Source organism: Pseudomonas sp. GV105 (genome assembly GCF_003058185.1).
Taxonomy (GTDB): Bacteria; Pseudomonadota; Gammaproteobacteria; order Pseudomonadales; family Pseudomonadaceae; genus Aquipseudomonas; species Aquipseudomonas veronii.
In genome coordinates this window covers 369968-382243 of record NZ_QBUF01000005.1, presented here as the reverse complement: position 1 = coordinate 382243, position 12276 = coordinate 369968, and the positions used below count along the sequence as shown (strand labels likewise).

Here is a 12276-nt window from a genome sequence, read left to right as displayed (position 1 = left end):
GCTCGCGAAAAACGCAAGAACACCGCAGATATTCAGGGTGCACGCGTCACCGTTAACGACCTTCGCGAGCAAGCTCGCTCCCACAGGAGACCCATATGACTGATATACCGATGAGCACCGATGCATTTGAAAAAGCCCTGCGGGCCAAGGGCGCCTTCTACCATATCCATCACCCGTACCACGTGGCGATGTATGAAGGCCGCGCCACCCGCGAGCAGATCCAGGGCTGGGTCGCCAACCGCTTCTACTATCAAGTGAACATCCCGCTGAAGGACGCCGCGATCCTGGCCAATTGCCCGGACCGTGAAATCCGCCGCGAGTGGATTCAGCGCCTGCTCGACCACGACGGCGCCCCCGGCGAAGACGGCGGCATCGAAGCCTGGCTGCGCCTGGGCCAGGCCGTCGGCCTCGACCCGGACCAACTGCGCTCCCAGGAGCTGGTGTTGCCCGGCGTGCGCTTTGCGGTGGACGCCTACGTCAACTTCGCCCGCCGCGCCTGCTGGCAGGAAGCCGCCAGCAGCTCGCTGACCGAACTGTTCGCGCCGCAGATCCACCAATCGCGCCTCGACAGCTGGCCGCAGCATTACCCGTGGATCGACCCCACCGGCTATGAGTATTTCCGCACCCGCCTGGGCCAGGCCCGCCGCGATGTCGAACATGGCCTGGCGATCACCCTGCAGCACTACACCACCCGCGAAGGCCAGGAGCGTATGCTGGAAATTCTGCAGTTCAAACTGGACATCCTGTGGAGCATGCTCGATGCCATGAGCATGGCCTACGAATTGAAACGCCCGCCCTATCACAGCGTGACCACACAGCGGGTCTGGCATAAAGGGATCGCCCTATGAGCTTTGATCGCAGCAAGAAACCGACCTGGCGCCAGGGTTATCGCTACCAGTACGAGCCCGCGCAAAAAGGCCATGTACTGCTCTACCCCGAGGGCATGATCAAGCTCAATGAAAGTGCCGCCTTGATCGGTGGACTGATCGACGGCGAGCGCGACGTCGCCACGATCATCGGTGAGCTGGATAAACAATTTCCCGGTGTGCCTGAGCTGGGCAATGACGTAGAGCAATTCATGGAGGTCGCCCGTGCCGAGCACTGGATCACCCTTGCCTGAAAAACCAGCCATCGGCCTGCCCTTGTGGCTGCTCGCCGAGCTGACCTATCGCTGCCCGCTGCAGTGCCCGTATTGCTCCAACCCGCTGGATTTCGCCGAGCAGGGCAAGGAGCTGAGCACCGAGCAGTGGTTCAAGGTATTTCGCGAAGCCCGTGAGATGGGCGCCGCGCAGTTGGGCTTTTCCGGCGGTGAACCGCTGGTGCGCCAGGACCTCGCCGAACTGATCGCCGAAGCGCGCAAGCTGGGCTTCTACACCAACCTGATCACCTCCGGCATCGGCCTGACCGAGCAGAAGATCAGCGACTTCAAGAAGGCTGGCCTGGACCACATCCAGATCAGCTTCCAGGCCAGCGACGAACAGGTGAACAACCTGCTGGCCGGCTCGAAAAAGGCCTTCGCGCAAAAGCTGGAAATGGCCCGCGCAGTGAAGGCCCATGGCTATCCGATGGTGCTGAACTTCGTCACCCATCGGCACAATATCGACAAGATCGACCGCATCATCGAGCTGTGCATTGCGCTGGAAGCGGATTTTGTCGAACTCGCCACCTGCCAGTTCTATGGCTGGGCGCAGCTCAATCGTGTGGGGTTGTTGCCGACCCAGGAACAGTTGGTGCGCGCCGAACGCATCACCAACGAATACCGCGCCAAGCTCGAAGCCGAAGGGCACCCGTGCAAGCTGATTTTCGTCACCCCGGATTACTACGAAGAACGCCCGAAAGCCTGCATGAACGGCTGGGGCAGCATCTTTCTGACCGTAACTCCGGACGGTACCGCCCTGCCCTGCCACGGCGCCCGACAGATGCCGGTGCAGTTTCCCAACGTGCGCGACCACAGCATGCAGCACATCTGGTACGACTCTTTCGGTTTCAACCGCTTTCGCGGCTACGACTGGATGCCCGAGCCGTGCCGTTCATGCGATGAAAAGGAAAAGGACTTCGGCGGCTGCCGCTGCCAGGCGTTCATGCTGACCGGGGATGCAAGCAATGCCGACCCGGTGTGCAGCAAGTCCGAGCACCACGGCATCATCCTTCAAGCACGGGAAGAGGCCGAATACGCCACCCAGACCATCGAGCAACTAGCCTTTCGCAACGAGCGCAACTCACGACTCATCGCAAAAAGCTGAGGGCCTCAGCGCTTGGCGATGATGTACACCGCGTGAATGATGCCTGGGAAGTAACCGCACAAGGTCAGCAGAATATTCAGCCAGAACGCGCCGGCGAAACCCACTTGCAGGAACACACCCAGTGGCGGCAACAGAATGGCGATGATGATACGAATGATGTCCATGGGTTCAGCTCCTGAAAATCGGCTCGTGTGAGCCGTGTAGCTAATCGACCTTGGACGTTCGTGAGGGTTCAGTAGGATCTGGCACCGCGACCGTCGTTCGCTGCACAAAAAAAAACGCCCCCAGCCAAAAAAAACAAGCTGGGGGCGCCGCGTATACCGCGAGACGGTTCAGGAATAAGGGGTCAGACGGCGATGCCCTTGCGGCATTGCAGTTGTGCGGTGCGTACCCGGGAAAAGGCGTGCCCCAGGCGCAGGAGCATTTCGTCGATGTTGCTTTTGCTCACCGTCAGGGCCGGGGTGAAGCGCAGGCAGTTGGGTTGCGGGGCGTTGAGGATCAGTCCTTCGTCCAGAGCCGCTTTTACTACGGCATCCGCAGAATCATCCGATAACGTCAGGCCCCACATCAGGCCCTGGCCGCGCAGTTGACCATGGCCATAGCGATAAGCCAGGCGAGCCAGACCTTCGCCGAGGTAACAACCAGACTCACGCACATGCTCGAAGAAACCATGCCCCAGCACAGCATCGAGCACCGCCCCCCCGGCGCAGGCCATCAGCGCATTGCCATGATGGGTGCCTTCCAGCTCACCGACTTCAAAGCAACAAGCCTTGCCACGCGCCAGCAGTGCCGCCAGCGGTACACCACCGCCCAGGCCTTTGCCGAGCGCAATGATGTCGGCGCGTACACCGTAGTACTCTTCGGCGAGCAAGGTGCCGCAACGGCCGATACCGGTTTGCACTTCGTCGAGGATCAGCAGAATGCCCAGCTCGCGGCACAGCCGCTCGACACCCTTGAGGTAATGCTCGGTCGCCGGGATGACGCCGGCTTCGCTCTGGATCGGCTCGAGCATGATGGCAACGGTTTGCGCGTCAACGGCCGCGTGCAGCGCCGCCAGGTCGTTGAGCGGGACGTGACTGAAGCCCGGCAATTGCGGTTCAAAGCGGTTTTCACGGCTGCTCGCCGAGGCCGACATCGCCGCGAAGCTGCGCCCATGGCAACCGTTGCTGGCGCTGATGATGCGATAAGCACCGCCGCGATACAGCTGGCCCCACTTGCGCGCCAGTTTGATCGCCGCTTCGCAGGCTTCCGCGCCGCTGTTGAGCAAATACGCCTGGTCGCTGCCGGTGCGGTGGCACAGGCGGTCGACGAGGTTGAGTTGGGGACGGTTATGCAAACCGTTACCGGGATTGATCAGCGCCTGGGCCTGATCGGCCAGGGCCCGGATCAATACCTGCGGGCTGTGGCCGAGGCTGTTGGCCGCGCAGCCCTGGCTGAAGTCCAGATAGGCGCGATCATCGCTGTCCCACAACCAGGAACCCTGGCCGCGCACAAAGACCTGCGGGGGGCGCGCTACGGTAGGCATCAGGCATCCACTGGGAAAATCTTCGCCACAAGCATCCAGGATCAGGTCATCCAGACTGGCCGCCGAGCGGCGCAAATTGAACAGGTTCACACTTTTCCTCCCATGGCAACCATGCCGTGGTCGGTGTACCCCGCAAAACCTACCTGGAGGTTTTTTGACTTGCCTATGCAAACACCATCAACATAAACGCTAATCATCGCCCGATCTGGCCCTGTAAGCCTTGTGGATAGGCGCTAGACTAGGCGTCTTGGGGGCCAACGGCCATTTCGATTTTCCAGCTTTTTCGATAAGAATTACTTATGGATTTTAAGCAACTGCGTTATTTCGTCGCGGTGTATGAGGAAGGCCACGTAGGCCGTGCCGCTGAGCGTCTGTCGATCTCCCAACCGGCCCTGTCACAGCAGATCCGCCAGCTCGAACAAAACCTCGATGTGAGCCTGTTCGAACGCAGCAGCAAGCGCCTGCTGCCGACCCTCGCGGCCCATACGTTATACAACCACGCCCTGCCGTTGATCGATGGCATGCAGCAAGCCGTGGAGGCGTTGCGCAACTTCAAGGGCCAGGCATTGCGCACCTTGGCCATCGGTGTGTTGCAAACCGTACACACCAGCCTGGTGCCGCAGATGCTGGAGCGTGTGCGCAAGGCCCAGCCGCACCTGGTGGTGCAAATCTACGAACTGACCGGGCTGGAGATTGAACGGCGCCTGCTCAATGGTTCGCTGGACATCGGCATCAGTTACCTGCCGCCCCGCCAGCCGGGGTTGCACGGCGTGCTGCTGTATGAAGATGAGCTGAAGGTGGTCATCCCGGAGGATCACCCCCTGCGTGAATTCAAGAAAGTCTCCCTGACACAAGCGGCCGAGTTGCCGATGTTGCTGCTCGGGGAGGAGTTTCAGATCCGGCAGATCTGGCAGGGTCAGCTATCCAACCTCGGGCGGCGCCCGCAGGTGCAGGCGGAGTTGAATACCATGGTGGGGATTCTCGACAGCCTGCCGCATACCAAACTGGCCACGGTACTGCCGGGACGTTCCCAGGACCAACACAACAGCCAGGCGCTGCTGTGGAAACCCTTGAGTGAACCGAGGGTGCCGCTGAAAGTCGGGTTGGTGTGCCGCGATGTGCAACGCCAGCAAGCGACGTTGGCGCTGCTGCGCACCTTGCTGGAGGACGTGATGAACGCTCCGCAGGTGCCGGGCTGACTTTTTCGCGGGCAAAAGAAAACCCCGCCGAAGCGGGGCTTTGCAGACTGTTTCCCTGACATCCATTTCACTCCGCCATCCTGGCAGAATCCTACGTGTCCGTGTTGTTGCTTTGCGCTTCCTGCGCGACGTCCATGTGAAGTAGATTATCCGTGGATCCAATTTGGCGATAGAGGACGATTAGCAGCACGTCATGTAAGAGAATGCTTACAAAGCCTCTACACCCTTAGAACAGGGCCTCATCCAGCAAGAACAGCGATTCGCTACCGGCTTTTACCGACGCGCTCAACGACTGAATACGCGGCAGCAGACGGGCAAAGTAGAAACGTGCGGTGCCCAGCTTGCTGGCGTAGAAACCTTCCTCGGCTTCTTTGCCCAGCGCCGCCTTGGCCATCCTTGCCCACATGTAGGCGTAGGCCATGTAACCGAATGCATGCAAATACTCCACCGAGGCCGCACCGATTTCATTCGGGTTGCTCTTGGCACGGTCCAGCACCCAGGCCGTCAACTCATCCAGGCTATCCACCGCGGCATTGAGCGGCGCGGTGAACTCGGCCAGCTCCGCGCCTGCGGTGGCGGTGAACTGGCGGATCTCGTCGGCGAACAGGGTGTAGAACGCGCCGCCGCTGCCGACAATCTTGCGTCCCATCAGGTCCAGGGCCTGAATGCCGTTGGTGCCTTCGTAGATCTGGGTAATGCGTACATCACGCACCAATTGCTCCTGACCCCACTCGCGGATGTAACCGTGGCCGCCAAAGATTTGTTGGCCGAGCACCGTGGTTTCCAGGCCCAGATCGCTGAGGAATGCCTTGGCCACCGGGGTCAGCAAGGCCACCAGGTTATCCGCGCGCTCGCGGGCGGCGGCGTCTTCGCTGAACTTGGCGATATCCAGCTGCATCGCCACATATGTGGAGAATGCACGGCCGCCTTCGTTCGACGCCTTCATGGTCAACAGCATGCGACGCACGTCGGGGTGGACGATGATCGGGTCGGCGACTTTGTCCTTGGCCTGGGCACCGGTCGGCGCACGGCTCTGCAGGCGGTCGCGCGCATATTCAATCGCGTTCTGGTAGGACCGCTCACCGGACGCCAGGCCCTGGATGCCTACGCCCAGACGCTCGTAGTTCATCATGGTGAACATTGCCGCCAGGCCCCGGTTAGGCTCGCCCACCAGGTAACCCACGGCTTGGTCGAAGTTCATCACACAGGTCGCCGACGCTTGAATCCCCATCTTGTGTTCGATGGAGCCGCAGCTCACCGGGTTACGCGCGCCCAGGCTGCCGTCGGCATTGACCATGAACTTCGGCACCAGGAACAGCGAAATGCCCTTCGGCCCCGCAGGCGCATCCGGCAGTTTGGCCAGGACCAGGTGGATGATGTTCTCGGTGAGGTCGTGTTCGCCGCCGGTGATGAAGATCTTGGTGCCGCTGATGGTGTAGGAACCGTCCGCCTGAGGCTCGGCCTTGGTGCGGATAATGCCCAGATCGGTGCCGGCATGCGCCTCGGTCAGGCACATGGAACCGGCCCACTTGCCGGAGTACATATTCGGCAGGTAAGTGGCCTTGAGTGCTTCATTGGCGTGGGTGTTGATCGACACGCAGGCGCCAGAAGTCAGCATCGGGTACAGGCCAAACGCCAGGCTCGACGAGTTGATCATCTCTTCGACTTGCGCCGACACCGCCTTGGGCATGCCCATGCCGCCAAACGCCGGATCGCCGCCTACGCCCACCCAGCCGCCTTCGGCGTAGGTGGTGTAGGCCTGTGGAAAGCCGTCCGGGGTGCTGACAACGGTGTCGGCCCAGCGGCAGCCCTGTTCATCGCCGCTGCGGCTGAGCGGGGCGATGGATTTGGCGGTGACTTTACCGGCTTCTTCGAGGATTGCCTCAACGGTTTCGGCGTCGACAGTGTCTGCCAATGCCGGCAATTGGGCCCAAAGTGTGGCGACCTCAAAAACTTCGTTGAGGACGAAGCGCATATCACGCAACGGCGCTTTGTAATCAGCCATGGCAAACCTCGTGAGAACGTGAAAAGTAATTCGATAGGGTCGGTTTTACAGGCGCCGAGTGTACCCGAACAACTTTTCAGACACATAGGGTCCACTTTTGACTGATTGGTATTTTTAAGTCATCAGCCGCCGAATGCCTCCGCAGGCAGACTCATCAGGCACTCGCTGCCCGCTTGCACAGCAGCCCGATGGGTGGCGGTGCGCGGCAGCAGGCGCTTGAAGTAAAAGTCGCAGGTGGCCAGCTTGGCCTTGGCGAAGTCGGCATCGTCGTGGGTCTGCGCCGCGATCGCCATGCGCAGCCACAAATAGGCGAGGACGATGTAACCGCTGTACATCAAGTAGTCCACCGCGGCGGCGCCCACTTCGTCAGGGTTTTTCATCGCGGCCATGCCGACCTCGGTCGTCAGCTCGCCCCATTGCCGGTTCAGTTGATCGAGCTGCGCCACATACGCCTTGAGCTGCGCATGCTCGGCATTCGCCTCACAGAACTTATGCACAATCCGGGTAAAACCGCGCAGCAGCTTGCCCTGGCTGCCCAACACCTTGCGCCCCAGCAAGTCGAGCGCCTGGATGCCGTTGGTGCCTTCGTAGATCGACGCAATGCGGCAATCGCGCACCAATTGCTCCATGCCCCACTCGCGAATAAAACCATGGCCGCCGAACACCTGCATGCCGTGGTTGGTCACTTCCAGCCCGGTGTCGGTCATGAAGGCTTTGCAGATCGGCGTGAGGAATGCCAACAGGTCTTCGGCCTCCTGGCGCTGGCCGGCGTCGGCGCTCAAGTGCGCGGTGTCGAGCAGTTGCGCGGTGAAATAGGTGAGCGCCCGGTTGCCTTCGTTGAACGCCTTCATGGTCAGCAGCATGCGCCGCACGTCGGGATGGACGATGATCGGGTCGGCGGCTTTTTCCGGGGCCTTGGCGCCGGTCAGCGCGCGCATTTGCAGGCGGTCGTTGGCGTACCTGATCGCGCCCTGGAAGCTCGCTTCGCCGTTGCACAGCCCTTGCATCCCGGTGCCGAGCCGCGCGTGGTTCATCATGGTGAACATGCAGTTGAGGCCTTTGTTCGCCTCGCCGATCAAAAAGCCTTTGGCCCCATCGAAGTTCAGCACGCAGGTGGCCGAGGCCTTGATCCCCATCTTGTGCTCGATGGAGCCGCAATGCACCGCGTTGCGCTCGCCCGAATCGGCATGGAACTTGGGCACGATAAACAGTGAGATGCCTTTGGTGCCGGCCGGGGCGTCCGGCAGCTTGGCCAGCACCAGGTGGATGATGTTGGCGCTCAGGTCGTGCTCACCGGCAGAGATGAAGATCTTGCTGCCGCTGACCGCATAGCTGCCATCCGCCTGGGGCACGGCGCGGGTCTTGATCAGGCCCAGGTCGGTGCCGCAGTGGGCTTCGGTCAGGCACATGGTGCCGGTCCATTCGCCAGCGGTGAGTTTGCTCAGGTAGGTGGCTTTCTGTTCGGCGCTGCCGTGGGCGTGGATCGCCGACATCGCACCGTGGGTCAGCCCCGGGTACATGCCCCAGGAGGTGTTGCTGGAGCCGATCATTTCGCTGAGCACCAGCCCCAGGGATTGCGGCAGGCCTTGACCGCCGTAGGCCGGGTCGGCTGCCACGCCGTGCCAGCCGCCTTGCACATACTGAGCGAAGGCTTCCTTGAAGCCCTTGGGCGTGGTCACCACGCCTTTGTCGAAATGGCAGCCTTCTTCATCGCCGCTGCGGTTGAGCGGCGCGAGCACGTTCTCGCAGAATTTCGCACCTTCTTCGAGGATCGCGCTGACCATGTCCGGGCTGGCGTCCGTCGCGCCAAGGGCGGCGTAGTGAGCGTGGAAATCAAACACGTTGTCGATCAGAAAGCGCATGTCGCGCAGGGGAGCTTTGTACTCAGGCATGGCGATGTCTCCGGCAGCAGATGGTTTCAACCTACTGCCGGCCACCGCCCCGGACAATCACTGTAGCGCCGCTGAATACAGCACCATCACTCAACCGGCAGCACTCTGCGTGCGTACCGCGCCACGGCGGGTTTGCCCGGCCGCAATCACGCAGTTACGCCCCGCGCCCTTGGCGGCATACAGCGCCTGGTCGGCGGATTTGAGCACCTCTTCGGAGGTGCGATGCTCGGCCTGGCGCTCGGCCACGCCGATGCTGACGGTCACCGAGACACTCGACGCACCGCTGCCCGCGCGCCGCTGGCGACCTTGCAGGTCATCCTGCGGGCGGTCCGGGTTGCGCAGCTTGATGTCGTAGTTGGCGATGATCTCGCGGATTTCTTCCAGGTGCGGCATGCATTCATCCAGGGTCTTGCCGGCAAACACCACGGCGAACTCTTCACCGCCATAACGGTAGGCGCGTCCGCCGCCATTGACCTTCGACAGCTTGCTGGCGACCAGGCGCAGCACCTGGTCGCCGACATCGTGGCCATGGGTGTCGTTGAAGCGCTTGAAGTGATCGACGTCGCTCATCGCCAGCACATAGTTGCGCCCCAGTCGCTGCATGCGCTCATTGAGTGCGCGACGCCCCGGCAGGCCGGTCAACTCGTCACGAAACGCCATCTGATAGGCCTCGTGGGCCACCGCGGCCGCAATCATCAGCATCACCTGGCTGCACATGATGTTCAGGGTGAACGGCAGGATAAACGTCTGCGGCAACATCCAGAACAATCCCACCAGCCCCACCATCTGCGCCGCGTGCAGCGGGCGCGGCTGGTACCAGTATTGCGCCACCAGGGTCAGGAAACCGATCAGGAACATCGGGTACGACAGCTGGATCAGGCTCATCCAGGCGCCATGCAGCGCCGGCCAGCGAATTTCCGCCAGCCAGTTCAGCAGCGCCTGGGGATAACTTTGCTCCAGCGCCAACGCGACGCTGCCGACCGCCAGCAGCACCGCACAGCGCGCGACAAAATCACGGAACAAGTGGGTTTTTTCCTGCCACAGCCCATAGAGGCCGAACAGCAGCGGCAGCAACAGGCAGCACAAGTGGAACACCACCGCGGCGTCTTCGCGCACGCGGCCGTTGTCGCGGTAGTAGTCGGTCTGGGTGTCGAGCAGGAAGTAGGCGATGTACACCGTGATCATCAGGAACAGTTCACGCTGGCGACGATAGACCGCGCAATACGAACCGCCAAGCAACAGCACCAGGGTCGGCAACACGTTGAACAGCGAGGTGAAGAAGACGTTGAGGTCCTTGACATACGCAGCCGAGAGCCCGGCCAGTAACAGCAGCAATGAAGGGAGGAAATGACTGAAACGTAAAGCGGACGCGCGTGACAAGGGTAAAACTCCGACCCGCCAGGAATGATGGCACTGTGCCTTACTCCAGACAGTTAAACATACCCTGCCCGGCCTGTATCACATTGCCATCACTGTAACGGCAGCCAATCGCAATCCCTGAGCGCCCCGCTGCGTTTTTTATCGGCAAAAAAAAACCGTCGCCCCCAACAGGAGCGACGGTTTTTCAAGTGGGCTCGGTGAGGCTTAGTAAGCCAGGCCGAAGTCCTCTTCTTTCATGTCCATCAGGTTATTGGCGCCCGACAGCATGGTGGCCACGTGAGTACGGGTACGCGGCAGGATGCGCTGGAAGTAGAAGCGCGCGGTCTGCAGCTTGGCGGTGTAGAACGCCGCTTCGCTGGTGCCGGCGGCCAGTTTTTCGGCCGCCAGGCGTGCCATGTCGGCCCAGAAGTAAGCCAGGCAGGCGTAACCGGAGTACATCAGGTAGTCCACCGACGCGGCACCGACTTCTTCACGGTCTTTCATCGCCGCCATGCCGACCTTCATGGTCAACTCGCCCCACTCTTTGTTCAGCGCGGCCAGCGGTGTCACGAACTCTTTGACCGCTTCGTTGCCTTCGTTGGCCTGGCAGAACTTGTGGACGATCTTGGTGAAGCCCTTCAGCGCTTCGCCTTGAGTCATCAGCACTTTACGGCCGAGCAGGTCCAGCGCCTGGATGCCGGTGGTGCCTTCGTACAGCATCGAAATGCGGCTGTCGCGCACGTTCTGCTCCATGCCCCACTCGGCGATGAAGCCGTGACCGCCGTAGATCTGCACGCCGTGGTTGGCGGACTCGAAGCCGACTTCGGTCATGAACGCCTTGGCGATCGGGGTCATGAAGGCCAGCAGGCCATCGGCCTGTTTCTTGGCTTCGTCGTCGGTGCCGTACTTGACGATGTCCACTTGCTTGGCGGTGAAGTACACCATCGCACGGTTACCTTCGGCGAAGGCTTTCATGGTCAGCAGCATGCGGCGCACGTCAGGGTGGACGATGATCGGGTCGGCTGCTTTGTCCGGCGCTTTCGGGCCGGTCAGGGAACGCATTTGCAGGCGATCGCGAGCGTATTTCAGGCCGCCCTGGAAGCCGATCTCGGCGTGGGCCAGGCCTTGCAGCGCGGTGCCCAGGCGAGCGGTGTTCATAAAGGTGAACATGCAGTTCAGGCCTTTGTTCGCCGGGCCGATCAGAAAACCGGTGGCTGCGTCGAAGTTCATCACGCAGGTGGCGTTACCGTGGATGCCCATCTTGTGTTCCAGGGAACCGCAGGTCACCGCGTTGCGCGCACCGATCGAGCCATCGGCGTTCGGCAGGAATTTGGGCACGATGAACAGCGAGATGCCTTTGGTACCGGCCGGTGCGTCCGGCAGGCGGGCCAGGACGATATGGACGATGTTGTCGGCCATGTCGTGTTCGCCGGCCGAGATGAAGATCTTGGTGCCGGAGACTTTGTAGGTGCCGTCGGCCTGAGGCTCGGCCTTGGTGCGCAGCATGCCCAGGTCGGTGCCGCAGTGAGGCTCGGTCAGGCACATGGTGCCGGTCCATTCGCCCGACACCAGCTTGGTCAGGTAGGCGTCTTGTTGCTCGGGGGTGCCGTGCTCGGAGATGGTGTTCATCGCGCCATGGGACAGGCCTGGGTACATGCCCCACGACCAGTTGGCTTCGCCGACCATTTCGCTGACCGCCAGGCCCAGGGATTCCGGCAGGCCTTGGCCACCGTGCTCCACGTCGTGGGCCAGGCTCGGCCAGCCGCCTTCGACAAACTGTTGGTAGGCTTCTTTGAAACCAGTAGGGGTCTTAACGCCTGACTCGCTCCAGGTACACCCTTCGATGTCACCCACGCGGTTCAACGGTGCCAGTACTTGCTCACAAAACTTGGCGCCTTCTTCGAGAATGGCGTCAACCATGTCCGGAGTAGCGTCCTGGCAAGCCGGCAGGCTTTGATAATGCGCTTCATAGCCGAGCAGTTCGTCACGAACGAAGCGAATATCACGCAAGGGGGCCTTGTAGTCAGGCATAGCGATAAACCTCTGCTGATGT

General features: G+C 61.3%; 10 protein-coding genes. 4 read left to right on the top strand and 6 right to left on the bottom strand.

What is annotated here, in order from left to right:
* Positions 1–95: 95 nt before the first annotated feature.
* From pqqC to pqqE, 3 genes are read left to right on the top strand one after another with little or no spacing between them, the layout of a single operon-like run.
* Positions 96–848 (top strand): pyrroloquinoline-quinone synthase PqqC, encoded by a 753-nt coding sequence (gene pqqC / locus C8K66_RS12405; protein ID WP_017847832.1) that lies wholly within the window; start codon positions 96–98, stop codon positions 846–848.
* The gene (pqqD, locus tag C8K66_RS12400) at positions 845–1120 is read left to right on the top strand and encodes a pyrroloquinoline quinone biosynthesis peptide chaperone PqqD (RefSeq protein ID WP_046381845.1); all 276 of its coding nucleotides are present in this window, start codon (positions 845–847) and stop codon (positions 1118–1120) included. The genes pqqC and pqqD overlap by 4 nt, the downstream gene beginning before the upstream one ends.
* Positions 1113–2243: a pyrroloquinoline quinone biosynthesis protein PqqE gene (pqqE, locus tag C8K66_RS12395; RefSeq protein ID WP_108524949.1), complete on the top strand. Its 1131-nt coding sequence runs from the start codon at positions 1113–1115 to the stop codon at positions 2241–2243. Before pqqD ends, pqqE begins: the two co-directional genes overlap by 8 nt.
* A 5-nt stretch (positions 2244–2248) precedes the next feature.
* Here pqqE and C8K66_RS12390 read toward each other — a convergent pair whose 3' ends face one another.
* Positions 2249–2407, bottom strand: a complete 159-nt coding sequence (locus tag C8K66_RS12390) for a YqaE/Pmp3 family membrane protein (protein WP_010207008.1) — start codon at positions 2405–2407, stop codon at positions 2249–2251.
* Between the two features lie 182 nt (positions 2408–2589).
* Entirely contained in the window at positions 2590–3858 is a 1269-nt protein-coding gene (locus C8K66_RS12385) for an aspartate aminotransferase family protein (protein WP_046381844.1), read from the bottom strand.
* A gap of 209 nt (positions 3859–4067) precedes the next feature.
* Here C8K66_RS12385 and C8K66_RS12380 point away from each other — a divergent pair, with 209 nt between their 5' ends.
* Positions 4068–4967 (top strand): LysR family transcriptional regulator, encoded by a 900-nt coding sequence (locus tag C8K66_RS12380; RefSeq protein ID WP_046381843.1) that lies wholly within the window; start codon positions 4068–4070, stop codon positions 4965–4967.
* A gap of 226 nt (positions 4968–5193) precedes the next feature.
* Here C8K66_RS12380 and C8K66_RS12375 read toward each other — a convergent pair whose 3' ends face one another.
* The 4 genes from C8K66_RS12375 to C8K66_RS12360 all read right to left on the bottom strand — a co-directional run bounded on the left by C8K66_RS12375 (position 5194) and on the right by C8K66_RS12360 (position 12254).
* On the bottom strand, positions 5194–6972 hold the full coding sequence (locus tag C8K66_RS12375; RefSeq protein ID WP_046381842.1) for an acyl-CoA dehydrogenase C-terminal domain-containing protein: 1779 nt from the start codon (positions 6970–6972) through the stop codon (positions 5194–5196).
* Positions 6973–7094: 122 nt separating this feature from the next.
* Entirely contained in the window at positions 7095–8864 is a 1770-nt protein-coding gene (locus C8K66_RS12370; RefSeq protein ID WP_102618132.1) for an acyl-CoA dehydrogenase C-terminal domain-containing protein, read from the bottom strand.
* Between the two features lie 90 nt (positions 8865–8954).
* Positions 8955–10244: a diguanylate cyclase gene (locus tag C8K66_RS12365; protein WP_057005403.1), complete on the bottom strand. Its 1290-nt coding sequence runs from the start codon at positions 10242–10244 to the stop codon at positions 8955–8957.
* A 204-nt stretch (positions 10245–10448) separates the two neighbouring features.
* Positions 10449–12254 carry a phenylacyl-CoA dehydrogenase gene (locus C8K66_RS12360; RefSeq protein ID WP_057005404.1) on the bottom strand — a complete coding sequence of 602 codons (1806 nt, stop codon included), beginning with the start codon at positions 12252–12254 and terminating at the stop codon, positions 10449–10451.
* Between the last annotated feature and the right edge of the window lie 22 nt (positions 12255–12276).

Excerpts from the sequence above, each read along its gene's own strand:
- pqqC (WP_017847832.1), top strand. The coding sequence starts at position 96 with ATGACTGATATACCGATGAGCACCGATGCATTTGAAAAAGCCCTGCGG.
- pqqD (WP_046381845.1), top strand. The coding sequence starts at position 845 with ATGAGCTTTGATCGCAGCAAGAAACCGACCTGGCGCCAGGGTTATCGC.
- C8K66_RS12390 (WP_010207008.1), bottom strand. The coding sequence starts at position 2,407 with ATGGACATCATTCGTATCATCATCGCCATTCTGTTGCCGCCACTGGGT.
- C8K66_RS12380 (WP_046381843.1), top strand. The coding sequence starts at position 4,068 with ATGGATTTTAAGCAACTGCGTTATTTCGTCGCGGTGTATGAGGAAGGC.
- C8K66_RS12375 (WP_046381842.1), bottom strand. The coding sequence starts at position 6,972 with ATGGCTGATTACAAAGCGCCGTTGCGTGATATGCGCTTCGTCCTCAAC.
- C8K66_RS12370 (WP_102618132.1), bottom strand. The coding sequence starts at position 8,864 with ATGCCTGAGTACAAAGCTCCCCTGCGCGACATGCGCTTTCTGATCGAC.
- C8K66_RS12360 (WP_057005404.1), bottom strand. The coding sequence starts at position 12,254 with ATGCCTGACTACAAGGCCCCCTTGCGTGATATTCGCTTCGTTCGTGAC.